This is a genomic window from Polynucleobacter sp. UK-FUSCHL-C3, assembly GCF_040409815.1.
GTDB lineage: Bacteria > Pseudomonadota > Gammaproteobacteria > Burkholderiales > Burkholderiaceae > Polynucleobacter.
In genome coordinates, this window is record NZ_CP099959.1 from 417,886 (window position 1) to 441,963 (window position 24,078).

General features: G+C 44.8%; 28 protein-coding genes and 1 pseudogene. 12 read left to right on the plus strand and 17 right to left on the minus strand.

The window, feature by feature from the left end:
• Positions 1-22: 22 nt before the first annotated feature.
• Positions 23-667: pseudogene (locus NKE59_RS01940) on the minus strand (GTP-binding protein); the annotation flags it as partial.
• A 107-nt stretch (positions 668-774) separates the two neighbouring features.
• On the opposite strand from NKE59_RS01940, the gene NKE59_RS01945 reads away from it, so the two are divergent.
• The 4 genes from NKE59_RS01945 to NKE59_RS01960 all read left to right on the plus strand — a co-directional run bounded on the left by NKE59_RS01945 (position 775) and on the right by NKE59_RS01960 (position 2,362).
• Positions 775-1,239 (plus strand): transcriptional repressor, encoded by a 465-nt coding sequence (locus tag NKE59_RS01945; protein ID WP_353439224.1) that lies wholly within the window; start codon positions 775-777, stop codon positions 1,237-1,239.
• The gene (locus tag NKE59_RS01950; RefSeq protein ID WP_353439225.1) at positions 1,226-1,750 is read left to right on the plus strand and encodes a DUF2796 domain-containing protein; all 525 of its coding nucleotides are present in this window, start codon (positions 1,226-1,228) and stop codon (positions 1,748-1,750) included. Before NKE59_RS01945 ends, NKE59_RS01950 begins: the two co-directional genes overlap by 14 nt.
• Positions 1,751-1,801: 51 nt before the next feature.
• A complete protein-coding gene (locus tag NKE59_RS01955) occupies positions 1,802-1,885 on the plus strand; it encodes a DUF2892 domain-containing protein (RefSeq protein ID WP_353439884.1) in 84 nt (27 codons plus the stop codon).
• Between the two features lie 96 nt (positions 1,886-1,981).
• A complete protein-coding gene (locus NKE59_RS01960) occupies positions 1,982-2,362 on the plus strand; it encodes a rhodanese-like domain-containing protein (protein ID WP_353439226.1) in 381 nt (126 codons plus the stop codon).
• A gap of 346 nt (positions 2,363-2,708) precedes the next feature.
• Here the strand turns inward: NKE59_RS01960 and NKE59_RS01965 are convergent, their stop codons facing one another.
• Both NKE59_RS01965 and NKE59_RS01970 read right to left on the minus strand, forming a co-directional pair.
• Positions 2,709-2,876, minus strand: coding sequence for a hypothetical protein (locus tag NKE59_RS01965; protein ID WP_353439227.1), 168 nt, complete (start codon positions 2,874-2,876; stop codon positions 2,709-2,711).
• 285 nt (positions 2,877-3,161) lie between these two features.
• Positions 3,162-3,365, minus strand: a complete 204-nt coding sequence (locus NKE59_RS01970; RefSeq protein ID WP_353439228.1) for a hypothetical protein — start codon at positions 3,363-3,365, stop codon at positions 3,162-3,164.
• A 269-nt stretch (positions 3,366-3,634) separates the two neighbouring features.
• On the opposite strand from NKE59_RS01970, the gene NKE59_RS01975 reads away from it, so the two are divergent.
• A complete protein-coding gene (locus NKE59_RS01975; RefSeq protein WP_353439229.1) occupies positions 3,635-4,558 on the plus strand; it encodes a DMT family transporter in 924 nt (307 codons plus the stop codon).
• Between the two features lie 4 nt (positions 4,559-4,562).
• On the opposite strand, the gene NKE59_RS01980 is transcribed toward NKE59_RS01975, so the two are convergent.
• A complete protein-coding gene (locus tag NKE59_RS01980; protein ID WP_353439230.1) occupies positions 4,563-5,633 on the minus strand; it encodes an ABC transporter ATP-binding protein in 1,071 nt (356 codons plus the stop codon).
• Positions 5,634-5,654: 21 nt separating this feature from the next.
• Here NKE59_RS01980 and NKE59_RS01985 point away from each other — a divergent pair, with 21 nt between their 5' ends.
• Together NKE59_RS01985 and NKE59_RS01990 are read left to right on the plus strand one after the other, a co-directional pair.
• Positions 5,655-7,304, plus strand: a complete 1,650-nt coding sequence (locus NKE59_RS01985) for an iron ABC transporter permease (protein ID WP_353439232.1) — start codon at positions 5,655-5,657, stop codon at positions 7,302-7,304.
• Positions 7,305-7,392: 88 nt separating this feature from the next.
• Positions 7,393-8,463: an extracellular solute-binding protein gene (locus NKE59_RS01990; RefSeq protein WP_353439233.1), complete on the plus strand. Its 1,071-nt coding sequence runs from the start codon at positions 7,393-7,395 to the stop codon at positions 8,461-8,463.
• A gap of 7 nt (positions 8,464-8,470) precedes the next feature.
• Here NKE59_RS01990 and NKE59_RS01995 read toward each other — a convergent pair whose 3' ends face one another.
• Positions 8,471-9,238, minus strand: coding sequence for an SDR family oxidoreductase (locus tag NKE59_RS01995; RefSeq protein WP_353439234.1), 768 nt, complete (start codon positions 9,236-9,238; stop codon positions 8,471-8,473).
• A 166-nt stretch (positions 9,239-9,404) separates the two neighbouring features.
• Here NKE59_RS01995 and NKE59_RS02000 point away from each other — a divergent pair, with 166 nt between their 5' ends.
• Both NKE59_RS02000 and NKE59_RS02005 read left to right on the plus strand, forming a co-directional pair.
• A complete protein-coding gene (locus tag NKE59_RS02000; RefSeq protein WP_353439235.1) occupies positions 9,405-10,148 on the plus strand; it encodes a 2OG-Fe dioxygenase family protein in 744 nt (247 codons plus the stop codon).
• Between the two features lie 9 nt (positions 10,149-10,157).
• Positions 10,158-11,378, plus strand: coding sequence for an MFS transporter (locus NKE59_RS02005; RefSeq protein WP_353439236.1), 1,221 nt, complete (start codon positions 10,158-10,160; stop codon positions 11,376-11,378).
• Between the two features lie 11 nt (positions 11,379-11,389).
• Here the strand turns inward: NKE59_RS02005 and NKE59_RS02010 are convergent, their stop codons facing one another.
• Positions 11,390-11,806 (minus strand): DUF2177 family protein, encoded by a 417-nt coding sequence (locus NKE59_RS02010; RefSeq protein WP_353439238.1) that lies wholly within the window; start codon positions 11,804-11,806, stop codon positions 11,390-11,392.
• 90 nt (positions 11,807-11,896) lie between these two features.
• On the opposite strand from NKE59_RS02010, the gene NKE59_RS02015 reads away from it, so the two are divergent.
• A complete protein-coding gene (locus NKE59_RS02015) occupies positions 11,897-12,337 on the plus strand; it encodes a universal stress protein (RefSeq protein ID WP_353439239.1) in 441 nt (146 codons plus the stop codon).
• Between the two features lie 6 nt (positions 12,338-12,343).
• Here NKE59_RS02015 and ccmI read toward each other — a convergent pair whose 3' ends face one another.
• The 10 genes from ccmI to NKE59_RS02065 form a co-directional block, all read right to left on the minus strand.
• Complete coding sequence (gene ccmI, locus NKE59_RS02020) at positions 12,344-13,213, minus strand: c-type cytochrome biogenesis protein CcmI (protein WP_353439240.1); 870 nt, start codon at positions 13,211-13,213, stop codon at positions 12,344-12,346.
• Between the two features lie 2 nt (positions 13,214-13,215).
• A complete protein-coding gene (locus NKE59_RS02025; protein WP_353439241.1) occupies positions 13,216-13,725 on the minus strand; it encodes a cytochrome c-type biogenesis protein in 510 nt (169 codons plus the stop codon).
• The gene (locus NKE59_RS02030; protein ID WP_353439242.1) at positions 13,722-14,246 is read right to left on the minus strand and encodes a DsbE family thiol:disulfide interchange protein; all 525 of its coding nucleotides are present in this window, start codon (positions 14,244-14,246) and stop codon (positions 13,722-13,724) included. Before NKE59_RS02030 ends, NKE59_RS02025 begins: the two co-directional genes overlap by 4 nt.
• Before the next feature lies 1 nt (position 14,247).
• The gene (locus NKE59_RS02035; protein WP_353439243.1) at positions 14,248-16,185 is read right to left on the minus strand and encodes a heme lyase CcmF/NrfE family subunit; all 1,938 of its coding nucleotides are present in this window, start codon (positions 16,183-16,185) and stop codon (positions 14,248-14,250) included.
• Complete coding sequence (gene ccmE, locus NKE59_RS02040; RefSeq protein ID WP_353439244.1) at positions 16,182-16,658, minus strand: cytochrome c maturation protein CcmE; 477 nt, start codon at positions 16,656-16,658, stop codon at positions 16,182-16,184. Before ccmE ends, NKE59_RS02035 begins: the two co-directional genes overlap by 4 nt.
• 15 nt (positions 16,659-16,673) lie before the next feature.
• Entirely contained in the window at positions 16,674-16,853 is a 180-nt protein-coding gene (gene ccmD, locus NKE59_RS02045) for a heme exporter protein CcmD (RefSeq protein WP_353439246.1), read from the minus strand.
• Positions 16,853-17,590, minus strand: a complete 738-nt coding sequence (locus NKE59_RS02050; RefSeq protein WP_353439248.1) for a heme ABC transporter permease — start codon at positions 17,588-17,590, stop codon at positions 16,853-16,855. The genes ccmD and NKE59_RS02050 overlap by 1 nt, the downstream gene beginning before the upstream one ends.
• 68 nt (positions 17,591-17,658) lie before the next feature.
• Positions 17,659-18,345, minus strand: a complete 687-nt coding sequence (ccmB, locus tag NKE59_RS02055) for a heme exporter protein CcmB (protein ID WP_353439250.1) — start codon at positions 18,343-18,345, stop codon at positions 17,659-17,661.
• A complete protein-coding gene (gene ccmA / locus NKE59_RS02060; protein WP_353439251.1) occupies positions 18,342-18,968 on the minus strand; it encodes a cytochrome c biogenesis heme-transporting ATPase CcmA in 627 nt (208 codons plus the stop codon). The genes ccmB and ccmA overlap by 4 nt, the downstream gene beginning before the upstream one ends.
• A 7-nt stretch (positions 18,969-18,975) precedes the next feature.
• The gene (locus NKE59_RS02065; RefSeq protein WP_353439252.1) at positions 18,976-20,325 is read right to left on the minus strand and encodes a M23 family metallopeptidase; all 1,350 of its coding nucleotides are present in this window, start codon (positions 20,323-20,325) and stop codon (positions 18,976-18,978) included.
• A 170-nt stretch (positions 20,326-20,495) separates the two neighbouring features.
• Here NKE59_RS02065 and NKE59_RS02070 point away from each other — a divergent pair, with 170 nt between their 5' ends.
• Positions 20,496-20,747 carry a hypothetical protein gene (locus tag NKE59_RS02070; protein ID WP_353439253.1) on the plus strand — a complete coding sequence of 84 codons (252 nt, stop codon included), beginning with the start codon at positions 20,496-20,498 and terminating at the stop codon, positions 20,745-20,747.
• A 47-nt stretch (positions 20,748-20,794) separates the two neighbouring features.
• A complete protein-coding gene (locus NKE59_RS02075) occupies positions 20,795-21,931 on the plus strand; it encodes a mandelate racemase/muconate lactonizing enzyme family protein (RefSeq protein ID WP_353439254.1) in 1,137 nt (378 codons plus the stop codon).
• A gap of 65 nt (positions 21,932-21,996) precedes the next feature.
• On the opposite strand, the gene NKE59_RS02080 is transcribed toward NKE59_RS02075, so the two are convergent.
• Positions 21,997-24,012 carry a TRAP transporter fused permease subunit gene (locus tag NKE59_RS02080; RefSeq protein ID WP_353439256.1) on the minus strand — a complete coding sequence of 672 codons (2,016 nt, stop codon included), beginning with the start codon at positions 24,010-24,012 and terminating at the stop codon, positions 21,997-21,999.
• Positions 24,013-24,078 lie beyond the last annotated feature (66 nt).

A 24,078-nucleotide genomic window follows, 5' to 3' on the forward strand; every position in this document is an offset into this window, starting at 1 on the left:
GGCTTGCATAGATTACATTTGCGCTGGGGTTGAGGGATTTCACTACAGCCCTTACTTTTTCCAGTTGCTGCTGATCTACCAAATCAATTTTGCTGATGACGATCACATTGGCAAATTCAATTTGCTCCGTTAATAGGCTGGCTAAACTGCGATTGTCGGTTTCATCTGCTACGGTTCCACGATCGGCGAGTAAGTCTTCAGAGTGATAGTCATTAAATAAATTAACGGCATCAACTACAGTAACCATCGTGTCGAGCCGGGCAACGTCATTGAGTGAATTCCCATCCTCGTCCTCAAAATCAAAGGTCGCGGCAACCGGCATTGGCTCTCAAATGCCTGTGGACTCAATTAGCAGATAGTCAAATCGCTTTTCTTCGGCTAGCTTGCGCACCTCGATGAGCAGGTCTTCGCGGAGCGTGCAACAAATGCAGCCATTACTCATCTCTACTAATTTTTCATCCGTGCGAGATAGGGCTGCCCCCGCATTATTAGTGCTTTTGGCGATCAGGGAGGCATCAATGTTGAGCTCGCTCATGTCATTTACGATCACTGCTACTTTTAGCCCCACTCGATTAGCTAGTACTCTATTTAATAAGGTGGTTTTGCCGGCCCCCAAAAAGCCAGATAAAACTGTAACCGGGAGGCGTGGTGCTGGACTGGGTTTCATGGTTTTGCCTTCGAGCAGAAATGGGTGGGGGATATAGCGCTGCTTGTTATTGCAACTAAACTGCGATATGATCTTATCATCTATCGTAACTGACTTGCATTAACACCATGCCCATCCCGATGCAGCGCAATGCCACGCCCCCCGATGCCGATTGGGAGGGGTTACTCCATACAAAAGGGTTGCGGGCAACGCGTGCCGCCGTTTCCGTATTAAAAAGCATTCATAGCATGGAAAAGCCCATATCGCATGATGATTTACAGCAGTACCTTAGTCAGCAAAGCCCGAGTGCATTAGTCGATTCGGTAACGCTTTACCGTATTTTGGATCGCTTGAGTCAGGCTAAATTGATTGAAAAAGTGTTGGGCTCTGATCGCATATGGCGCTATACCGTTGCTGGCGAGCGGCTGCATGGTTTTTACGAGTGCGAATCATGCCATCAGCACTTTAATCTACCCCGAAGCTCTCCGCTGGTCACGTTGTTAGAGCAATTTAGTACTCAACTGAAGCGCAAAGGCGATGCCGCGTTTGCGATCTCATTCAATGTTCAAGGGAGATGCCATGATTGTTCGTAAGCAACTTTATTTTTTTTGCCTTGCCACTTTAGTGGGATTGGCAAGTCCAGTCGCTTTAGCCCAGCAAAAGCACAGCCATGCCCATGAGCATGGCAAAGGGAATTTAGAAATCACGCTGGATAAAAATCGCATCGTCAGCCGTTTTACCTCGCCCTTAGAAGCCTTAGTCGGTTTTGAGCGCCCACCCAAAAACCAGGCGGAAACGGATGCAATTGCTACTCTAAATCAGCGCTTACTAAATCCTGTCACAGTCTTTAGTATGAACGCAGAAGCAGAATGTAAACCTGCCATTCTAGAAAATAAGATTGTTCGGGATGCCGCTAACAAACATGCTGATTTGCATTACCAATTGGAATTTACCTGCGCCAAACCTGCTGCCCTCAAGCAAATGACCATTCATCTTTTCAAAGACACAAAACACTTAAAAGAAGTGCGAGTCGAGTTTGTTGGCCCAAGTGGTCAAAAGTCGAGTACGGCTAGCGCAAAATCCAGCACGGTTGCGTTCAATTGACGGCATTGCAATCGACAGCTGCGATACGGGTAGTGGATTTATCGTTTGCTTGTGGTTCCACTAGCAACAGGGTTATTTAAATTCTGCCCAGCTTACACATTGCTAGGAATCAATACCGGCAGAAATTGCGGTTGAGATCAATTGCTCTAGCTTCCTCAGGTTTTCATGAAGGCTTATGTTAACAATATATGCGTATAAACGTATATACGCAACATATCTAAAAGGATATCAATGAAGACAGCACATGATCTAGTCACTGCGGCTAAAGCTGCGATTGATGAGCTAAGCTTAGCGGATGCCCAATTAGCTATTCAGAATTCTGATGTATTGCTCGATGTTAGGGAGGCTGACGAATATATGAATGGCCACATTCCTGGAGCTGTTCATATTTCAAGAGGGTTGCTGGAGTTTAAGTTAAGTAACGATCCTGATTTGAGTCCGCGTAGTTTAAAAATAGTTCTGTATTGTAAAAATAGTGGGAGAGCAGCATTGGCCTCTAAAGTTTTGCATGAGATGGGATATTTGCATGTTCAGTCAATAGCCGGTGGATTTGATGCCTGGGCTGGTGCGGGCAATACTGTGGCTAAGCCAGAGGCGATCAAATTTGAATAAAAAAATCTATACGGTAGCGTTACTTTAAGTAACGCCTACTCTTTTTGCAATCTGTTGGAGAAACATAGTGTTACATGGCTGCTCCAAAAATCCTGTAGTTTTGAAAACCAAAGAGCGAGCTAGTGTTTCTTCTGCTCTGTTTAAATTAGTCACACAAATACTCACACACCGATAATGAGACGCTGTAACCTCTTGAAATCCTAATGGTTTTCTTTGGATGTCTGCTCTCATAATCCTTTGGTCCCAGGTTCAAGTCCTGGTGGGCCCACCAGAAAAGCAAACCCTCACTAGAAATGGTGGGGGTTTTGTCTTTAGGTTGGCCTGATTTTCTTCTGTAATTGCTCAGTCATACATCGTCACACCACCACCAATCTTTTTCATCCCGTTCATACTCAAGGTCAGGATCTGATGGTCTCTTCTCTGATTCTTTATGAATAGAAGAGTTCTGTTTCTGCTCTTCTTTGAGTTTACGAGAGCAATATTGCGGTCTACCTAGTATTTCCAGATCACTCATACATATCCCTATATGGCTAGCCAAACCTAATTTGCATTGCAAGGGTTTCTGTATTTGAGTTTACTGATATCAAGTAGAGAAGTATTCCAATACTAATAATGAACAGTATCTGATAAATCTTATTATCTACATAGAGTAGCAACATAAAAATGCTTAATAAAATTAACTCAATCATCTACCGTCAAAACCCAATACAGATTCTCCTTGTTTGGCTTTATCTTTTACCCCTAGATTAGCACTTTTATAAGAATTCAATAACTAGTAGAAAGATTTTTAATACAGAAACTATTGTCTTCGGCGTTTTTTCCATGTGTAAGCCTCCCCGTTGGGGAACTTACCGTCAATAATGCCATCCGCTCCAAATTTACCAGACACTTCCATGCCATTAAATTGAATCGTCACAAACTCACCTAATTCTTTTGCCCACGCCATGGCTTGGTCTAATGTATTAAATTCGTATGTTTCGGAGTTATGTTGTACGGTAATCAACTTAGATTTGCTTAAATCAAAAATTTTATAACTTAATATATGGGCTTGTTAAGGTGATAATATTTCTAGATATTACTGATCTATTCAAAAAAGAACATTTTCATGAACTTCATCAGACGGGCTCGAAAGTTTTATGACGAAATTGTAAGTTTAATTAAGGCTTATGCTCGCTAAGTGATCATTTTTTTTAGCCCTAGCCCCAGGTTCAAGTCCGGCTGACCCCACCATACATGCTTAAGACTTATCCCCATTCCTTTTTAAGGCCCTAGATGCAATCTCAATTTGTAATCTCGATCGTCCTAGCCAGTTTAGGGGCGATTCTCTTTGCTGCTAAAGCCATCGTGGTGAAATTTTCCTATCAGTATGGCGCGACAGCCGATGTTGTTCTAACACTTCGAATGGTGTTCTCCTTGCCTATTTTCTGGTTTGCCGTCTGGTGGAGCCAGCGAAATACCTCATTGCAACCCTTAATTCGAAAAGATGTTGTTAAGGTTTTCGGTATCGGCCTCTTAGGATATTTTTTGTCAGCTTATTTAGATTTTCTAGGCCTTCAATATATTTCTGCTGGGTTAGAGAGAGTGATCTTATATCTAACCCCCGCCATCGTTTTAGTGTTGTCTAAATTTCTGTTAAAGAAAGAAATCGATCGTCAGCAATATTGGGCGATGGCAGTTGCATATCTCGGCATTGTTCTTGTGTTTATCCACGATATTGAGCTAAATGGTAGCGGTGCGGTGGCATTAGGAAGTACGCTAGTCTTTTTGGCAGCCGTGGTGTACTCGTTCTACTTAATCTTTGCGGGTGAATTGGTTGGGCGTGTGGGTAGCATTCGCTTAGTGGCCTTAGCAAGTGCTTCGGCAACCATTGCAGCTTGTCTCCAGTCTCTTGTCTTGGATTTCAATCAGTTATTTATTCAAACTCCTAATGTTTATCAGCTAGCATGGATTAATGCACTATTTTGTACATTTATACCGATGGTATGCATCATGATGGCCGTTCAACGTATTGGCTCAAGCATGACAGCGCAGGCTGGGACTATCGGTCCTGTTGGCACTGCCTTTTTAGGGTGGTACTTCTTGGATGAAAAGATTAGTACTCTTCAGCTTGTTGGTATCGCTGTGGTGTTGATCGGAATCGCCATCTTACTATCGATTGGTAATAAATCGAATATAAGCTCAGCCCCTACGGAATAAGGATTTATCGTTTGAAGGTCACTACGTGATCAGCACCCAGGCGGATACCAATTTTCTCTCCGATCGCATGATTGTGATGGCTGGGTACAAATGCAAAAACTTCTTGTCCCGAATGGAGTTTGAGGGTGTATAAAAAATCCGCACCCCTAAACGCTTTGCGTACCACTTCTGCTTGCATGGGACTCTCATCGTCGTGTTGAATATCATCGGCGCGTAAGAGCACATCAATCTGTTTGCCAGGGGAAATATGTTCCCCATCATCTAGTTGTAGGTTACCCAGTTCTATAACCACCTCACCGCCAGCTTGCGTTTGCCCTTGTATGAATACCCCGCGTCCAATAAATTCAGCGACATAGCGATCAATCGGTTTGTGATAAAGATCGTAAGGGCTATCCCATTGCACAATCTTGCCATTGTTCATGACGCCAATATGATCAGCGATAGCAAAAGCTTCAAATTGATCGTGTGTCACGAGTAAGGCGGTTACATTGTTTGCTTTGAGAATATCGCGCATTTCGTCAGCCAATCGCTCACGTAGATCAATATCTAGATTCGAGAACGGCTCATCTAGAAGAATTAAATCCGGTTCGGGTGCCATTGCTCTTGCCAAGGCCACGCGTTGCTGCTGTCCTCCCGAAAGTTCATGAGGATAGGCTGCTGCTTTGTCTTGCAAGGACACTCGCTCTAACCATTGCATCCCCGTTTGTTTACGTGTACTGATGGAGCCTTCACGCAAGCCAAAGATCACATTCTCAAGAACGGTGAGGTGAGGAAAAAGGGCAAAGTCTTGAAAGACCATGCCAACCTTACGATCGGCAGGGGGAATGCGCATATTCTTTGAGCTAACCGTTTTGCCATGAATCTTGATATCACCCATTTGCAAGGGTTCAAAGCCACAAATAGCGCGCAAAACGGTTGATTTACCACAGCCAGACGGGCCCAGTAAGCAGGCAATATCGCCTTGGGGCAGGCTAAAGCTAAGCCCCTTCACAATTTCTAGGATGCCAGAACCATCTTGCCGTGGAAACTGAATGGCGATGTTTTCAAGAGAAATTAGGGTTGGATTGGAATTCATCCCTATAATTTTCTCATTGAATTGCTTAAATTCACAAATACTGTACAAATAGCAGATAAGACCCCCACAGATCTCCATTTAATGCGCGCTACTGCAATTCTCCTTTCTCTGTTTTTGGCATTGCCGATGATTGGCTTGCTATTACCCATTTTTTTTGGAACAGGTCAGCCTTTATCTTCTGCCGAATTAGGAGAAATAGGAGGAAGTACGCTTTTTCATCTGTGGAGCTATGTCTTAAATGACTATGTTGTCACGACAGTTTTGTTAAGTTTTGGTGTTAGCATTGGCGTTTTTATTCTAGGGGTGGGTAATGCCTGGTTAGTCGCAAACTATCAATTTCCTGGTAAGAAAGTATTCGAGTGGGCGCTTATTCTGCCCTTGGCAGTGCCCACCTATGTGATGGCCTATCTCTTTGTCGACTTTTTGCAGTTCTCAGGACCTTTGCAAACCATGATGCGTGATAGTTTCGGAATCAGTTCATCTTTGCCTGATCCTCGTTCTTTGGGTGGAGCCATCTGGACCTTTTCCCTCTGTTTATATCCCTATGTGTACTTAGTGGCTCGTACTTCATTTTTAGATCGAAGTGCGCGTCTGATGGAGGCAGCAGAAACATTGGGCTATAGCAGTGTTGAGGCCTTTATTCGTCTAGTGCTACCGATGACAAGACCTGCTATCTTTACCGGCATTGCTTTGGCATTGATGGAGGTCCTGGCAGATTTTGGGGCGGTCTCGTATTTTGGTTTACAGACTTTTGCAACCGGTATCTTTAAAGCGTGGCTTTCGTTTGGGGACCGAATTGCTGCTGTGCACTTATCACTCATGTTATTAGCTTTTGTGCTCATCGTATTTTATTGGGAACAACATAATCGTTCTCGTCAGCGTTATGCCTTAGGTAATACCAATACTCAGCCACCAATACCAAAACGCTTAAGGGGATCACATGCATTCTATGCATCTTCCTTTTGTGGGGTCACTTTATTCTCAGCATTTATATTGCCCATGTGGGTATTGCTTCACCTGCTCATGAGTGAGAGCTTCAGTATCGATCCACGCTATTTTTCTTGGCTCAAGAATTCTTTAGGACTATCCGCGCTCACTGCAATCCTAGCAGTGATTTGTGCCATATTTCTTGCTTATGCTGCGCGCCTGAGTCAAAGCAAAATACTGCGGGGGGTCAATCGCGTTCTAACGGTTGGCTATGCGCTACCCGGAGCTGTATTGGGTGTTGGAATCTTGTCATTGATGGGATTGCTTGATATTGCATGGTTTATGTCGGCGAGCGTTGCTGTTTTGATTTATGCCTATCTAATACGTTTTTTATCTTCTGGCTTGCAAAGTATTGAAACTGGATTAACCCGAATTACTCCAGCGATGGATGGAACGGCCGCACTTCTGGGAGCAAAACCGTGGGAAATGATTCGCAGAATTCATTTGCCATTACTGCGCCGTAGCGTGCTGACAGCTTTACTGTTTGTGTTTGTCGATGTGATGAAAGAGTTACCTGCTACCTTGCTATTGCGGCCCTTTAACCTTGATACCTTGGCAGTCGCTACCTATCAGCTGGCTGCTGACGAGCGACTTTCTGAGCTTGTGCTACCAGCCTTAAGTATTGTATTAGTTGGACTTTTACCAGTCATCTTGCTTTCAAGGGCCATCTCCAAGGGGCGCTAGAAACCCCAGGAACCATCAATATTATTGATAATCATTCTCATTTGTGATAGGATGATGCCTATAGAATTCATCAATAAGGAATGGCGAAATGGTTTCGGTGTTAAGCAGTTTGTACGGGAAAGCAAGAAAATTCTTTTTCAGCATTGCTTTATCTTTTACTCTCTTAAACAGCGGATATGCCGTAGAACCAAATAAAGAGCTAAATCTATATTCTGCTCGTCATTACCAAACGGACGAGGCTTTGTACGCTAACTTTACGAAGTCAACAGGAATTAAGATTAATCGCATTGAGGCCGATGACAATGCCCTGTTAGAGCGTTTAAACAGTGAGGGCTCAAGAAGCCCAGCAGATGTTATTTTATTGGTTGATGCTGCACGACTTTGGCGTGCCCAAGTCAATGGCTTATTTAGACCTATTCAATCGAAGATATTAGATCAGCGTATTCCAGCTAATTTACGGGCCAAAGCAGATGCCGATGGTATTACTTGGTTTGGGTTCTCAACCCGTGCCCGCGTCATTGTGTATAACAAAGCTAGTATCGATCCACAACATGTGAATACCTATGAAAAACTTGCCGACCCTATGAATAAAGGTAAGGTCTGTACGCGCTCAGGTTCTCACCCCTATATGCTGTCTTTAGTAGGCGCATTGATTGAGCGTGATGGATCGGTAGCTACAGAGCAATGGGCCAAGGGCATGGTGGCTAACATGGCTCGCGCACCAAAGGGAGGCGATACTGATCAAATCAAAGCAGTAGCCTCGGGGGAGTGTGGCGTTGCTCTAACAAATTCTTACTATCTTGCTCGCTTAATGCGCTCCACAAAACCAGAGGACATTGCGGTCATCTCTAAGATTGGTCACATTTGGCCCAACCAAAATGCTGGCGGAGTTCATATCAATATCTCTGGAGGCGGCTTAGCCAAAAATGCCCCTAACCCAAAAGCCGCTGTCCTATTTTTGGAGTATTTGGCTAGCGATGCTGCGCAGATCTATTTGGCAGATGGCAATAATGAATGGCCTGCAGTGGCCTCAGTGAAAGTAGATAACCCAGCCCTGAAAGCCTTAGGACCTTATCAAGTCGAGAAGGTCTCGGTAGCAGCTATTGGGCGTAACCAGGTGGTCGCACAGCGAATCTTGGATAAGGTTGGATATAAATAAATTAGTTTTAGCCACGACCCACAAAAGGCATTTTGCTAGCCATGATGGTCATAAATAAGACATTGCTCTCGGGCGGTAGCTTTGCCATGTGCAACACCGCCTGACCTACATGATCAACATCCATACGAGGTTCTACCTTGATAGACCCATCGGCTTGCATAATGCCATTGGCCATTCGCTCGGTCATCTCCGTAGCTGCATTACCAATATCAATTTGCCCACAATTAATATTAAAGGGACGACCATCTAATGCTATAGATTTGGTCAGACCTGTAATCGCATGCTTGGTTGACGTATAGGGAGCTGTGTTGGGGCGGGGTGCATGAGCAGAGATGGAGCCATTATTTATTATGCGACCTCCTTGTGGAGATTGTGCTTTCATCATGCGCATGGCCTCTTGTGAGCACAAGAACGCACCGCATAAATTACTATTGACCACATTCATCCACTGATCGTACGTAAGTTCATCCATCGGAATAGCGGGAGCACCAGTACCAGCATTATTAAAGAGCACGTCAATCCGACCGAACTTATTCTTGAGAGCGGTAAATAGCGATTTAACCTCCTCGGGCTTTCCAATATCACAAGAGACCGCTAGACAGTTCTTGTCATTACCCCCAATCTCCTCAATGGCCTTCGTAAGGCGTTCTAGCTTGCGACCTGTCAGCACAATGCAGAAGCCGTCTGCTAAAAGGGCTTTGGCAGCAGCTTTTCCTATTCCAGTTCCAGCACCAGTAATAAGGGCAACACGTAAAGAGTTTGAGTTCATAGTCATTTGATTAATCAGGGCATAATTGTTAAAAATACAATGATAAAGCCATGAACCTTTTATCAGCTCACTTTCTAGTTAGTCTTATTTCATGAGATTTTTTCTTAACTTGAATATGGGTAAATAGGCTAAATTCAGATTAACCAACCATAACTATTTGTTTAATTATTTGATGTTACTTCCTCCCTTTACACCAATTGAGCAAGCACACTCTTTTTTAGGAGAGCGTGGTTATGTTGTTTTGTCTCCTGATAACTTGGCTAAACAGGTTTCTTTATCCCTAGATCAGTTAAATATGTTTAAGTCATATTGGAATCATTTACCCCGTGATCCTTATTTAAAGGATGGCGGGCGCTATCGTTATCGTAGGCATGCTAGCTATATCGTACGTGACTCTAGCCTGGAAATGGCACCACATCGAGCGCATTGGCAATCATTGGATTACAACGCCTTGCATGGCGGCATTGAGCGTTGGTTTGAGCCATTGCAGCCTGAACTTGCTCAGAATCAACACTGGCAACAACTAATTATCAAGATAGCTCAATTGCTATCCGCAATCGCTCCATCACCTGCATGGTTTGTAGAAGTGCATCCATTCCGTATCGATACGAGTGATGGAATTGGTCGGCCCACTCCAGAGGGTGCGCATCGAGACGGAGTTGATTTTGTGGCAGTGATCTTAGTTGATCGGGTTGGGGTAAAGGGTGGGGAGACCCGTATTTTTGAGTCTCAGGGCTCAATAGGACTGCGCTTTACCTTGCAAAACTCATGGAGTGTATTGCTGCTAAATGATGCCAAGATGATTCATGAAACGACCCCAATTCAGCCAACTGCTGCACACGGCTATCGCGATACCTTAGTTATTACCTTTCGTCGCAACGGCTTTCAAGAGCCACCCCACGGCCAAGATCAATAAGACCAATACATGAGTATTTTGAAAGGTAATACGCCACTAATGTTATTGGCACAGATTGGTGCTTTATTAGGATTTGCGGCGTATGCAGTTACCTTGACCACCTTACAGAATGAGTGGGGTCTTAGTAATTTTGAATCTGGCTTAATCGCGAGCTCCTTTTTTGTTGGTTATGTTCTTTTAGTACCTTTTGCAACTGCGCTAACCGATCAAATGGATGCGCGCCGTATTTATTTATTTGGCAGTACATTAGCAATTTCTGGTTTATTGGGAATGGGCTTTCTGGCAAACGATTTCTATAGCGCTTGCCTGTGCATGGCAATTAATGGCGCAGGACTTGCCGCTACTTATATGCCAGGACTTAAGATCTTATCCGATCGTTTGACGCAGGGCGAGATCACCCGTCACATCTCTTTTTACACCGCGTTCTTTGGTGTTGGTACCGGTTTATCGTATGTTGTATCTGGCTGGGTTCTTAATTTAGGAGATTGGCATCATGTTTATCGGTGGCTTGCACTAGGCCCTACGATTTCTTTATTGATCGTTTATTTCTGCGTTCGGCCGATGCATGATGTTCATTGGCACGATAGGATAGTAATTAACTGGCGCGATATTTTTCCAGTGGCAAAGTGGCAGCAGGTATTACAAGATCGCAATGCATCTGGCTTTATTCTAGGCTACACCTTTCATTCTCTAGAGCTGTTCGCATCGCGTAGCTGGTTAGTGGCATTCTTCATTTTGAGTACTCAGTTATCTGGTGAGCAATTTTTCTTAGCAGCGACTACTCTAGCCGGCGTTATTAATTTCTTTGGGGTGCCAGCATCTATATTAGGTAATGAGTTAGCTCTCAAAATAGGTCGTCAAAAGTGGATCTGCATTGTGATGATCACGAGCGCTATCTTTGGAGTTGCTCTAGCCTACTCGATGGGTCACGCCAGTTGGCTCATTTTGGCTTTGGCTATTGGACATGCCATTTTTATTATGGCCGATTCAGCGACCTTGACGGCTGGCTTGGTTACTAGTGCTGACCCAAAGATTAAAGGTGCGGCAATGGGTTTGCATTCTCTGATGGGCTTTGGCGGCGGACTTCTTGGCCCCGCTATTTTTGGCTTCGTTCTTGACCTAAGCGGCTCACAAACGGATCGGATTTCATGGATCTGTGCATACGCATCGATTGTGATTTGGGGAGTGCTATTTGTGATCTATGAGCGCCGTAAGGGTTGGGTGCATTAAGTCCCCTTGTGTTAGCCTCTAAACCATTTTTCTGAGTATTGACTCACGTAATAAGCAAGAACAGAGCATGAAGCGGTCAAAATACTTCCCCAAACGATATCTATTAAAGCTAACTTGCTGGGAAAGTCACGAATCACTGCTAGATTTGTTAAGTTATAGGTCATGTAGCAAAAGAACCCAAAGAGGGCGCCATATATCAAGGCATCAAGCCAAGCTTGCTTTTGGAGAGCAGGGTAAACAGCAAAGATGGTTGCTCCCAGACTATAAAGAAGATAAAAGCCTAAGGCAGCAACTAAATTAGGATTTGCGGTCATCAGAGAACCCATTTCGGAGCGATAAAGACCTTTGGCAATGCCTAATAGCCAAATGAGATCTATCACCAAGAGACCAATTAAGAAGGACAAATATGGGACTAAATACTTGAGCATTTTGGTTAGAACCCTTCCCTTTTCGGGGTAATAAGACTTAACATAGTCTTATGAGTATAAATCCTCAAAACTACTAATAAGGGGTGTTCAATGTTTAAGAATTTAATTGTTCCAGTTGATGGTAGCGATCTTAGTTTTAAATCCTTAAAAAAAGTTGCACAATTGGCTAAATCGGGTGGAGCTAAGATCACCTTGGTGTATGTATCTGACCCATTGCCACCCATTGCATATGCAGATAGCACGATAGGGATACCTTTCTCTGATGCTCAGCATAAAAAAGCCTGCGAATCATTTGCTAAGAAAATCCTCAAGAAATCGATGGAAAAAATAGGCAAGGGCTTAACTGTGGACATGCGCCATGTTTTCAATGTCAATTTATTTGAGGGCATTATTGAGACGGCTAAAAAAGCCAAAGGGGATGTCATTGTGATGGCATCGAACACAAACACAGGCTTAAAAGGAATTTTGCTAGGAAGCGAAACGCATGCAGTGATCGTTCACAGCAATTTGCCCGTTTTGGTCTTAGGTTAACCCCATTTATTTTTTAGAACGATTCATTGCCTCTGCCTTTGCGGAGGCAATATTTTCTGTCATACCGCGAGCAAACTCGCTATCGGCAGGAACCAAGTTCTTTGCCTTAGTCCAGTATTCCTCAGCCTTCTTAAAGTCACCTAGCTCAAAATAAGCGGTGCCTCCTAAAGCAAGGGCTTTTAGATTATTCGGCTCAATTTTTAAAGCTTGTTGGATTAGGCGCATCGGCTCGCCTCGAACGCTCTTGTTCTGGAAAGCAAGTAAATCCGCATAATCAACCATCAGTTGTGCATTATTGGGACTCAGCTCTAATGCTTTTTTATAAGCAGCAAGAGCCTCAGGCATTTTCTGTAGGGCAGCATAAGACCGACCTAACATTTGCCAACCTTCGGCATTATTGGGCTCTTTCTTGAGCTTATCAGCAAGGCGCTCGACCATTCCTTCAATATCTTTTTGGGTCAGCTGTGGTTGCCCTTGATTTGCTTCAGGAAGATAGAGGGCGAGTGGTGAGCCAACTAGGAGATAAAGAAGAATGGCGCATAGTGGTAAACCTGTCGCAATCCAAATTGTTGGCCATTTCTTACCAGTCTTTTGAGTGACTTTCTCCGGATTAAACTGATCTGCAGCAATAGCACGCTCTTCTTGTAAAAGGCGTTTCTCAATATCAAGACGAGATTCATCTAATTGCTCTTGATTAATTCGCCCTTCCTTAAAATCCAATTCAAACTGACTTAACTGATTCTGTAGGATGGCAATATTCTCATCTTGCTCAAGGCTAATTTTTTGAAGGTCTAATTGCTTTCTGCGAAATGGAATCACAATAATCAAGACCGCAAGTACAGTCATGATGATGGCAAGGATGATGAAAATGGTCATTACTAGTTTTCTGTCTTACGATCTAATAGTTGTCGGGCACGTTCAATGTCTTGGGGAGAGAAGGATTCACCTAAAAGGTCTTGCCGGCGTTGTTTAATTTGACGGACTAAGAAAAATAGACCAAACAACATTAGTAAAAACGGGCCTACCCACAGCATGATCGTTGCACCATTAAAAGGCGGTTTATACAAAACGAAGTCACCATAACGATCAGTCATGTATTTAAGGATTTCTTCTTTAGAGCGACCCTCACTTAGTTGTTTGCGTACTTGATTTTTCAAATCCACTGCTAAATCTGCATTAGAGTCTGCAATGGTTTGATTTTGGCAGACAAGGCACCGTAGCTCATGAGAGAGTTCTAATACTCTTTTCTCTAATTCGGGATTGCTGGCAACCGGAGTTGCTATCTTTGCTGAGCTATTAGCGCTCGCACTAACTTGGGCGCCTACATCAGCACAAACTATCAGGAGTAGCGAGAGGGTTGCAAGAATGGGAGGCCTAATGAACTTCATTGCTGTAACTTTGCAATCAAGGGAATAATCTTCTGGCTGATCGCCTCCTGAGTAAGGGGGCCAATATGTTTATATCGAATAATTCCAGAACGATCGATCACAAATGTTTCTGGGACTCCATACACGCCATAATCAATACCCACTTGACCCGTAAGATCAGAAATAGAGAGTTCATAAGGATCGCCGTATTGTTTTAGCCATGCCTTGGCGGCCTCGGGTTTATCTTTGTAATCTAAGCCAATCAAGGGGGTATTTTGTGATTTTGCAAAATCAAGCAGTAAAGGGTGCTCCTCGCGGCAGGCTACGCACCAAGAGGCCCACACATTGAGGATCCAAACTTTGCCTTTCATTTGCTCTGGTGAGAAGGCGCTTTGCTCTTTTCCTAATACTGGCAGAGAAAATACTGGTGCTGGCTTACCAATGAATGGGGATGGTACCTCGCGGGGCTTGAGCTGAAGTCCGATGACTAAAAATACTAGTAACACAACAAAGATTAACAACGGAATGAGATAGCGTTTCATCTCAAGCCTCTTTCTTGCGATACCGACGATCTGTAATAGCCAAGAAGCCACCTAAGGCCATTAGAAAACAACCACCCCAGATCCAATCAACAAAGGGTTTGTGATAAATACGCACACTCCATTCATTGTCATTAATAGGCTCACCCAATGAAACATATAGGTCTCGTGTTAGGCCAGAGTCAATGGCCGCTTCGGTCATCGGCATCTGGCTAGCGGTATAAATCCGTTTTTCTGGATATAGACTTGTCACCGGCTTACCATTTCGGCTCACATCAAAATGACCCTGTATAGCAGCGTAATTGGGACCAGCAATGGTTTTTAAGGAAACTAATTGGAAATCATAGCCACCTGATTGAGAGACGCCACCCACTTGCATCCGCACATCTTGTTCGGTTTCAAAGCCACGTACTGCAGTGACACCAATAATAAAAACGGCAACTCCAAAATGCGCCATTAGCATGCCGTAATATCCAGCAGGCTGAATCCGTAAATTCTGCCACCAGGATCGATCAGGATTAATGCGCGCACGATCCACCAATTGTGTAACCCCAGAGCTAATAATCCAGGCAGAGACCAAGAGTCCAAAGCCAATCATTGGGGTCCACGACCGCAGCATGATTGGTGCAATGACAGCCGTTATAGCGCTCACAGCAAAAGCCCATTTCAACTTCACAACTAGTTCAATCGGCGGAGACTGTCGCCAGCGTGCAATTGGCCCAACGCCCATTAAAAAGAGAGCAGGGGTCATTAGAGGAACAAATACCGCCTCAAAATAGGGCTCGCCAACTGAGATCTTGCCTAGATTAAGCGCATCTAAGATTAATGGATACAGAGTTCCTAATAAAACTGCAGCAGCAGCTACGAGTAACAAAACGTTATTGACGAGGAGCATGCCCTCACGCGACACAGTCTCAAAATTACCACCGATGTTGGCTTTTGGGGCACGCCACGCAAAGAGTAAAAGTGAGCCGCCGACCACGAAAGCGAGGAAACCCAAAATAAAGATACCGCGCTCTGGATCGGTAGCAAAAGCATGCACAGAGGTAATGACGCCAGAGCGAACTAGGAAGGTACCTAGTAAGGAGAGTGAGAACGCAAGAATCGCTAAGAGGGCGGTCCACATCTTAAAGCCGCCACGTTTCTCGGTAACTGCCAATGAATGAATCAGAGCGGTGCCCACCAACCAAGGCATGAAGGATGCATTCTCCACCGGATCCCAGAACCACCATCCACCCCAGCCCAGTTCGTAGTATGCCCATGCGCTACCTAAGGCAATACCAATGGTCAGAAAGCACCATGCGGTTGTTACCCATGGGCGCGACCACCTTGCCCATGCAGCATCTAAGCGACCCGATAGCAAGGCAGCGATAGCAAAGGCAAAGGCTACAGCAGAGCCCACATAGCCCATATATAAAAACGGCGGATGAATAATCATCCCGGGGTCTTGTAAAAGAGGATTGAGATCTCTACCTTCAGGCGCAGGAGGAAATAAACGATCAAAAGGGTTGGAGGTTAAGAGCGTAAATAACAACACACCAATACTCAAAATACCCAGAATCCCTAAAATCCGTGCAACCATTTTGTCGGGTAAGTGTTTAGAAAATACCGCAACGGCTAAGGTCCAACCAGCCAGCATAAGAGCCCATAGGAGAATCGATCCCTCATGGCCGCCCCAAACTGCACAGATTCGGTAAATGAGAGGAAGTTGGGAGTTTGAGTTTTGTGCCACATAGAGAACACTGAAATCATTCTCAATAAATGTAATAGTTAAGCAAATAAAAGAGATGGCCACCCAAACAAAAAGCCCCCATGAAGCGGGTCTGGCAATGGCATTGAGTTGCGGACGATTGGTTTGTGCGCCAAGGATTGGAAATACCGCCAAGATGATTGCGGTAAACAAAGCCAGCACTAAAGAGTATTGACCAATTTCAGCAATCAATTTTTGCCTCCCGCAGATTCTTTAAGAGTGGGCGCTGTTTGTGGTTGTTTGGATTTCGCTTTTTCGAGAGCTTCAGCAGCTTCTGGAGGCATATAGTTTTCATCATGTTTGGCAAGAACTTGTTTGGCGGCAAAGATGCCATTGCTACCAAGCTGACCTTGTGCGACAACGCCTTTGCCTTCTTTAAAAAGATCTGGCAGAAGTCCCTCGTATTGAACCTGAACATCATGGGCCGTATCCGTCACAATAAAAGACACTTTGAGGCCACCCGGGTCACGCTGAATACTTCCTTCCTTAACAAGCCCGCCAATGCGAAAGGGTTTATTTTTTGGAGCTTCATTTGCCACCACCTGGGAGGGGCTAAAAAAGAAAACCAAATTACTTTGAAAAGTTTGCAAGACTAGATAGGTTGCAATCCCTAAAGAGGCTAGGCCGCCAGCGATCGCAAGACCGCGTTTTGTACGGGGTTTCATAACCTCGTATTTTGCCTAATTTTTAGAAGACTCGTGGAATTCAGAGAATAGGGTTTTTCTGAGGGCCCGATTTCGGCTTCTTAGCCTTAAAACCTCAATGATTAGGACTAAAGCGGTGACTAGATAAGACCCCCAGACATATAGGCCATAACCCCCCATATTCAAGAAATCGGCAAAGTTTGACCAGTAAAACATTACATAGCCTCCTTAACCCATTGGGCATTGCGATCACGCTCTAAGATCAGAGTTCGGCAGCGGTATAGGGCTACTGCAATGGAGTACATCCAAAACGCAAAAACCATAATTAACATACCGGTTAGCATTTGGGTTGCCATGGTTGGTGCCTTGGTGAGGCTAATGGAGGCTCCTTGGTGAAGGGTGTTCCACCACTTCACCGAGAAGTAAATAATAGGCACGTTCACCACCCCAACAATAGCTAATAGGGCTGCGCTACGATCTGCCTTGCGCACATCATCGATTGAGGCGTGCAGAGATAAGAAACCAAAATATAAGAACAATAAAACAAGCTCGGAGGTCAGGCGCGCATCCCAGACCCACCATGTGCCCCATGTGGGTTTCCCCCAGACCGCCCCTGTCAAGAGTGCAATAAAGGTCATGATTGCCCCAGTGGGGGCGAGCGATAAAGCCAACATGCTTGCTAAGCGGGCATTAAAGATGAGACCAATTGCAGCCCAAAATGCCATCACAACATAAATCAGCATGGACATCCAAGCAGCCGGTACATGAATAAAAATAATCCGATAGGAATTACCTTGTTGATGATCGGTTGGGGCGATACCAAGACCAACAACAAGACCGATGATGCTGAGAATAATGCCGCTGATCGTAAACCACGGGATCAGCTTTCCTGAGAGCTCATAAAAGCGCTGCGGCGGGGCATACTTAAACCAGTTGTTATCACGAATAGACAAAATAGGTCACAAGTTCTTAATGGTGGTCTTGGCAAGTATTGTAAGTCGAATCATTGTATTGATTGGTCTTATTCCAGTGCAATTCGTAAACTAGCAGCGGTGGCGATGGGTGCCAGAAATAAAGCAATTGCCAGCATTGCACCCAATAGTGAAAAATGAGCAGTTAATCCTAAGCCTGCTTGATAGGCCTCTACAGCGCCTGCTCCAAAAATGAGCACTGGCGCTACCAGCGGAAGAATAATTAAGGACAAGAGGGTACCGCCGCCCCGGCTAGCTAGGGTTAAACCCGCGCCAATCGAGCCAATCAGGCTTAGTAGGGGGGTGCCTAAGAGAAGAGATAAAAAGAGTACAACAACGCTATCAAACGGCAGGTTAAATTGCAAAGCCAGAATTGGTGAGATCAGCGCTAACAAGACACCACTACTCAGCCAATGTGCGATGGTCTTTGCCAAGACCACAAGAGATAGTGGTAGTTTTGTCAATAGAATTTGATCTAAGGATCCGTCCATAAAATCCTCAGTAAACATCTTATGCAAAGACAGCATGGCTGCTAATAGTGCAGCGATCCACAGCATACCGGGGGCAATTTGCATTAAGAGTTTTGTTTCAGGACCAATCCCGAGAGGAAACAAGCTGGCAACAACTGCAAAAAATATCAATGCCGAAAGACTGTCACTCTTACGTCGCAGGGCAAGTTGCAGATCACGTTTGATAATGCCGATAAAGATAGAGGTACTCGTTGCAGAATGACTCATAGTACGAGCCTCATTACTTGCGGGTCATCATCAATACTCAGAGCTTGATGACTGCTAATCGCCACCATTCCATTCTGTCTCACATGGGCAAGCAATAAAGATTGAAGCAGTTGATTAGATTGTTGATCCAAGGCATTAAATGGCTCATCCAAAATCCAGAGAGGCTTCGGGTTGGGTAAGCGGAGGCGAGCAAGTGCGATACGCTGCTTTTGACCTTGTGAAAGGGTGCGAATAGCACGATGGGCTTGATCTGCTAAATCTGCCGCGGTGAGGGCGCTCAAGGCCTCTTCCGCTGTAATCGATTGACCACTAAGGAGCGCAAGACTCATCAAGTTCTCAATCGCAGTGAAATCTGCTTTTAAAGCAGGAATATGACCCAGATAAATTAGTTCGCTATGAAATTGATCGCGATCTTCATGGATCAATCGGTCACCCCAAACTACCTTTCCTGCTTGAGGGGGTAGAAGTCCGCACAGAATACGCAAGAGGCTGGACTTACCCGAGCCGTTATCACCTGAGATGCGCAAAATGGAGCCAGGCTTTATTTCTAGATCAAGATTAGTAAATAAAGACTTACCTCCCCGGATGCAGAAGACGGATTCAAGTCGAAGAGTTTTTAACATGGCAACTTCATTCTGGATTAATGTTACCAAGCAATAAAAGCTGTTTAGTAAATTGACCACTATCACTTGGCCGCATTGTCCATAAATCTAACTGTATCTTTGGGTTATAGGGGTCAACGTAAATTCCATTCTTACGTAACTCGTAATGCAGGTGGGGACCGGTTGACCGACCGGTTGAGCCTACATAGCCAATCTCCATCCCTCGCCGAATATCGTTACCCACCATCAACTCATTGTTGTAGTTGCTTAAATGGGCATAGTAGGTTCGGTAGTTGCCAGGGTGATCAATGATGATGAGCTTTCCATAGGCACCGTTAAATCCAATGTAGGCCACTTTACCGTCTGCGACGCTAAAGACTGGCGTGCCCGTTGGGGCTGCATAGTCAATGCCCATATGAGTTCGATAGCGCCGGTCTTTATTTTGTGCTTGTGGATTATTCGGATTTGGTCTGGACCGAATCAAAACTTGCCCAACCCCTCTCGAAATTCGTCGGTAACTGAGTGGATTGGTCCAGAAAGTTCGTTCGATCGACTCACCACTCGAAGTAAAAAATGAGCCGGAGATTTCAGGGCGATTGAGCCAAAATGCATCTGCAACAATTTGATTCGTTTTGGTATTGAGGATTTCTACTGCCCAAATTTGTGCCCAACGGTCGCGGGTTCCAAAATCAACAATTAAGCGAACCTGCATGGGTGTGCTCTCAATCGATCCAGAATCATCTGGATAAATCTGCTTCACAATAGAGTTTAATTCCCAAACGAGTTCTACCGGCAATTTGTCTCCAAGACGTTGGGGATCATAGAGGACTTCTTGAAGTGGAATCAGAACTTCGGTCCAGAATTGCATTTGGTCGACTAGGTTTTCTTCCTGAACGCGATATCCCCCAAAAGACGACATACTGAATGTAAGAATTTGCGATTTTTCGTTACGAGTCGGCCCATTCATAATACTGAGTGACTCTAGCCGATTGCGTTTACCAAATGCTGCAACATAGGGAATGCATGAACCTTGGATGGTGTTAAAAAAACGAGCCGTCTGATTTCTAAAGTAATCTAAAAATTCAGGGTCTTCGATACCAATTCTTTCAGGTAGTCGGCTATCTCGAAAACCACGTTGCATGCACCCTCTGCTAACCCTAAAGTCGGGAGCAATATCAAATTGACTATATTCTTCAGTTCCAGGGTCGGTCAAAGAAGCGCTTGTATCTTTAACCGTTTTATTTGCCTGACGTTGATTGACCTGAATCCCTTTTTGTTTGCTAACCGCCTTCGCTTGAACAGCTTTACTCGCCGGAATATTTTGAGCGCTCACTACAGAGCTAGTGAGGGGCACGACGACGAAGATAGAAAAAAACACCCCCACTAGGTTAAAAAGAATATGTGGTCTTTGGGACTTGAGGATATTTTTTTGATGCACAGACTGATTATCCAATATCCCAAAATTTAGGGATAACTATTATGCGGTGCTGCACCATTTTTCTAGATGTAAATTGGGTATGATGTCTAGTCCATCACCAGGAGGTAGCGATGATGAAAATGTCCTTAATGACTGCAGCCCTTCTTTCTTTTTCCCCCTTATCGGAGGCGTGGGGTAAGACTTGTGCTCAGAAGTCTGGAAGCCAAAATCCATCAAACCCTAACTCCAAACCCCTATCCTATCAAGATTGCATGGCACAAGCACAGTCTGAGTGCGAGCACAGTGCCCGTCAGCGTAAATTAATTGATGCTGCAAAAGATACTTTTATGAAACGTTGTCTTGCTGAAGCTACAGGAAAATAATCGCTACAATCATTTTTCTTTGATTGATGATTAAGTAGGAGAAAAAAATGCCGATTATTGAATCTGTTCAGGTCGCAACAGTGCCTATCCCTTTAGATGTAGTAACCTCCTTTTCGACCCGAACTGTCAGCGAGCGACACTATTGCATTGTTAAAGTTAGAAGTCGAGAGGGTGTTGAAGGCATTGGCTTTTGCTACGTTGGCTCTGCAGCAGGTGATATTGCAAAGACTGCGGTTGAGCAGCTCTTAGCACCCAAACTAATTGGGCAGAATAGTCATCGTAGTGAAGGTCTCTGGAACGATATGTATGCTGAATCCATTCTCCAGGGACGAGCTGGTTCGGTCATGCGAGGTATCTCAATTTTGGATACTGCTATTTGGGATCTCAATGCACGCTCTGTGGGCCTACCCTTGCATCATTTTATGGGCTGCGTCGTCGACGACCGCGTTCCAGCCTACGCAAGCGGGGGCTACTATCTGGAAGGCAAAACCCCCGCCAAATTGGGCAAAGAGATGGAGTCTTTTGTAAAACTAGGTTTCAAGGCGGTCAAAATGAAAGTTGGGCGCCTATCGCCACGAGAAGAAGAGGCGCGAGTGAAAGCCGCACGTAGCTCTATCGGTGAGGATATATTACTAACCCTTGATGCCAACAACGCTTGGCGTGATCTTCCAACTGCGATGGAATATGTTCGCCGGTTTGAGAAATACAATCCCTATTGGTTAGAAGAGCCATTCTCTCCTGATGCCATCGATTTGCATGCTCGCTTAGCTAAAAGCACATCGATCACGATTGCTACCGGAGAAATTGAAGTTGGTCGGTGGCGGTTTAGAGAACTAGTAGATGCAGGCGGTGCTGGCATCTTGCAAGCCGATGCGGCGGTATGCGGTGGTATCAGTGAGTTTAGGCGGATTGCAGCGTATGCCGACTCCAAAGGGGTCACTGTATGTCCTCATTGGTTTCATGATCTGCACGCGCCACTCGTTGCTGCAACTCCGAATGCACGCTTTGTGGAGTTCTTCCCAGACAACCAGGTCTTAAATTTCAGGCGTTTAGTGAACAAGCAATTAACGTTCAAGAATGGTGATCTGATCTTGCATAAAAACCCTGGTTTGGGATTTGAGTTTGATGAAGCGGCTGTGAAAAAATATGCTGGCAAATCTGCTTGGAGCAAGATTGGTAAGTAAATAGTAGTCCCGTAGCACAAGAAAAATAGCCAGTTCAATACTGGCTATTTTTTTAATGAAGGGAGTTAGCTGGCTTGTTTAGGTCTTGTCTTGAAGTGCTTAAAGAACTGAATGACCAAGACAATCGCAAAGCCGGCAAAGCCAATCATGTCACTCGTGGGTGATGTATAGGCAAGAGCGACACCCGATACGATCATTAAGAGACGTTCAACAATATTTGTTTTCTCAATAAACCATCCTTGTAAACCACCAGCAAGGCAAACAATACCCACAATTGCTGTAAAGGTTGACCAAGCAATCTCAATCCAATTCGCTTGTGCTAATGCTGTGGTTGAGCCCATGAGGAGCAAGCTCACACCGGATTTATCTAGGGTGAACATAAATGGAACCAATATGGCTGGCGCAACGTATTTCCAGCTTTGTAACGTTGTTTTGTAGGGATTGCCCTTACAGATTGCCGCTGCCGCAAAGGGTGACAGTGCTGTTGGCGGAGACACCTCAGATAAAACAGCGTAGTAAAAGATAAACATGTGTGCGGCAAAGGCGGGCACCCCAAGATTAATTAGTGCTGGAGCCGCAATCACTGCACAAATAATGTAAGAGGCGGTGACAGGTACAGCCAGACCCACAATCCAAACAATCAGGGCGGTAAAGATAGCCGTTAAAAGTAATGAGCCGCCTGCATATGCAATGACGATCGAGCTAAATTTAAGCCCTAAGCCAGTCAGCGTAACAGTACCAACAATGAGACCGGCGCCAGCGCAGGTCGCTGCAATGGCAAGCACACCAGTAGACCCAGAAGAAAGCGCCTTCGTTAAGTTAGATTCGTAGAGACCTTTTAAGAAAGGCTGCTTACCAGTAAGCCAATCGTAAGAAAGAATAGCGGTATCACGGCGCAACATACTTGTCAGTGCAGAAACAACGGTTGCCCAAAATACTGACATGATGGGTGAGAAGCCCATCATCATGAAGACAACAATTGAAATGAGTGAGAAGAAGTGGAACCAATATTTTTTACTAAGTGACCAAGCGCTCTCCACGGTCTCAAAATGAATTGCCTTCATCCCGTATTTACGTACATCAATTTCCACCATCGTAAAGAGACCCAGATAAAACAAAATGGTTGGAATGCACGACATTAGTAAGACGTCTAGATAGGAGATCCGGAGAAAGTCAGCAATCAAGAAAGCGGCTGCTCCCAATACGGGCGGAGAAATAATCGCACCTAAACCACCGGCCGCTAAAAGACCGCCCGCAGCGTTTTTCTCATAGCCTACTTTATCTAACATGGGAGCGGCAACGGAGCCTACAGTAACTGTTGTAGCAACACCGGAGCCAGAGGGGCCGCCAAGTAAGAAAGAGGATAGAACAATCGTTCGCCCAACCCCAGAGGATTTACCACCCATGGCTGCAAAGGAGAAGTCAATAAAAAACTTACCAGCCCCGGTAAATTGTAGGAAGGCACCAAAGATCGTAAATAAGATAATTAAAGTAGCTGAGACATCGACAGCAGTACCGTAAATACCCTCCAAGGTCATATACATAAAACCGACAAGGCGATCGACGGAGTAACCCTTGTGAGTCCATGGAGCAGGCAGGAGGTCACCAAAAAGTGCATACATCAAAAAGAGGACGGTAACCGTAACCAGAATCATGCCATTGGTTCGGCGCACGCCTTCCAAGATCAACAGAATAAGCCCCACGCCAATGAACACATCAGTAGAGTTTGGTGCAGTGTTACGATCACCAAAATTATCGCCACCAGAGATGGCGTAATAGGCAATGTAGATGGCCGCTAAGGAAAAGATAATGTCCCACCACATTAGTCGATTTTTAAACTTGGCAGTAAGTGGAAAGCTTAAGAACACCAGAAAAAGTACAAAGCTAACGTGGACAGTTCTTAATACCTGAGTGGGAACAATGGCATAGGCTGCATATAGATGGAATAAAGACATTGCCACTGCTGCAAGCGTTAGGAAGATCGCAAATAAGCCTTTATAGCTATTAGAATCACCTTCTTCTTGTCGTATCAGGGCATCTAGTTTTTCTTGGGTTGCACTGTCGATTGCACTTTGGCTCATATTTTTATTCTCTATTAAAAAATGGCCGCATTAGCGGCCATTACTACACAGCATTCTCAACAATCT

Bases quoted from the DNA above. Each gene is read 5' to 3' on its own strand.
- NKE59_RS02075 (WP_353439254.1), top strand. From the start codon at position 20,795: ATGCCGATTATTGAATCTGTTCAGGTCGCAACAGTGCCTATCCCTTTA.
- NKE59_RS01950 (WP_353439225.1), top strand. From the start codon at position 1,226: ATGATTGTTCGTAAGCAACTTTATTTTTTTTGCCTTGCCACTTTAGTG.
- NKE59_RS01945 (WP_353439224.1), top strand. From the start codon at position 775: ATGCCCATCCCGATGCAGCGCAATGCCACGCCCCCCGATGCCGATTGG.
- NKE59_RS01975 (WP_353439229.1), top strand. From the start codon at position 3,635: ATGCAATCTCAATTTGTAATCTCGATCGTCCTAGCCAGTTTAGGGGCG.
- NKE59_RS01990 (WP_353439233.1), top strand. From the start codon at position 7,393: ATGGTTTCGGTGTTAAGCAGTTTGTACGGGAAAGCAAGAAAATTCTTT.
- ccmA (WP_353439251.1), bottom strand. From the start codon at position 18,968: ATGTTAAAAACTCTTCGACTTGAATCCGTCTTCTGCATCCGGGGAGGT.
- NKE59_RS02030 (WP_353439242.1), bottom strand. From the start codon at position 14,246: ATGAAACGCTATCTCATTCCGTTGTTAATCTTTGTTGTGTTACTAGTA.
- ccmE (WP_353439244.1), bottom strand. From the start codon at position 16,658: ATGAAACCCCGTACAAAACGCGGTCTTGCGATCGCTGGCGGCCTAGCC.
- ccmD (WP_353439246.1), bottom strand. From the start codon at position 16,853: ATGTTTTACTGGTCAAACTTTGCCGATTTCTTGAATATGGGGGGTTAT.
- NKE59_RS02025 (WP_353439241.1), bottom strand. From the start codon at position 13,725: ATGAAGTTCATTAGGCCTCCCATTCTTGCAACCCTCTCGCTACTCCTG.
- NKE59_RS02005 (WP_353439236.1), top strand. From the start codon at position 10,158: ATGAGTATTTTGAAAGGTAATACGCCACTAATGTTATTGGCACAGATT.
- ccmB (WP_353439250.1), bottom strand. From the start codon at position 18,345: ATGAGTCATTCTGCAACGAGTACCTCTATCTTTATCGGCATTATCAAA.
- ccmI (WP_353439240.1), bottom strand. From the start codon at position 13,213: ATGACCATTTTCATCATCCTTGCCATCATCATGACTGTACTTGCGGTC.
- NKE59_RS02070 (WP_353439253.1), top strand. From the start codon at position 20,496: ATGATGAAAATGTCCTTAATGACTGCAGCCCTTCTTTCTTTTTCCCCC.
- NKE59_RS02015 (WP_353439239.1), top strand. From the start codon at position 11,897: ATGTTTAAGAATTTAATTGTTCCAGTTGATGGTAGCGATCTTAGTTTT.
- NKE59_RS01965 (WP_353439227.1), bottom strand. From the start codon at position 2,876: ATGAGTGATCTGGAAATACTAGGTAGACCGCAATATTGCTCTCGTAAA.
- NKE59_RS02080 (WP_353439256.1), bottom strand. From the start codon at position 24,012: ATGAGCCAAAGTGCAATCGACAGTGCAACCCAAGAAAAACTAGATGCC.
- NKE59_RS02010 (WP_353439238.1), bottom strand. From the start codon at position 11,806: ATGCTCAAGTATTTAGTCCCATATTTGTCCTTCTTAATTGGTCTCTTG.
- NKE59_RS01960 (WP_353439226.1), top strand. From the start codon at position 1,982: ATGAAGACAGCACATGATCTAGTCACTGCGGCTAAAGCTGCGATTGAT.
- NKE59_RS01995 (WP_353439234.1), bottom strand. From the start codon at position 9,238: ATGACTATGAACTCAAACTCTTTACGTGTTGCCCTTATTACTGGTGCT.
- NKE59_RS02000 (WP_353439235.1), top strand. From the start codon at position 9,405: ATGTTACTTCCTCCCTTTACACCAATTGAGCAAGCACACTCTTTTTTA.
- NKE59_RS01980 (WP_353439230.1), bottom strand. From the start codon at position 5,633: ATGAATTCCAATCCAACCCTAATTTCTCTTGAAAACATCGCCATTCAG.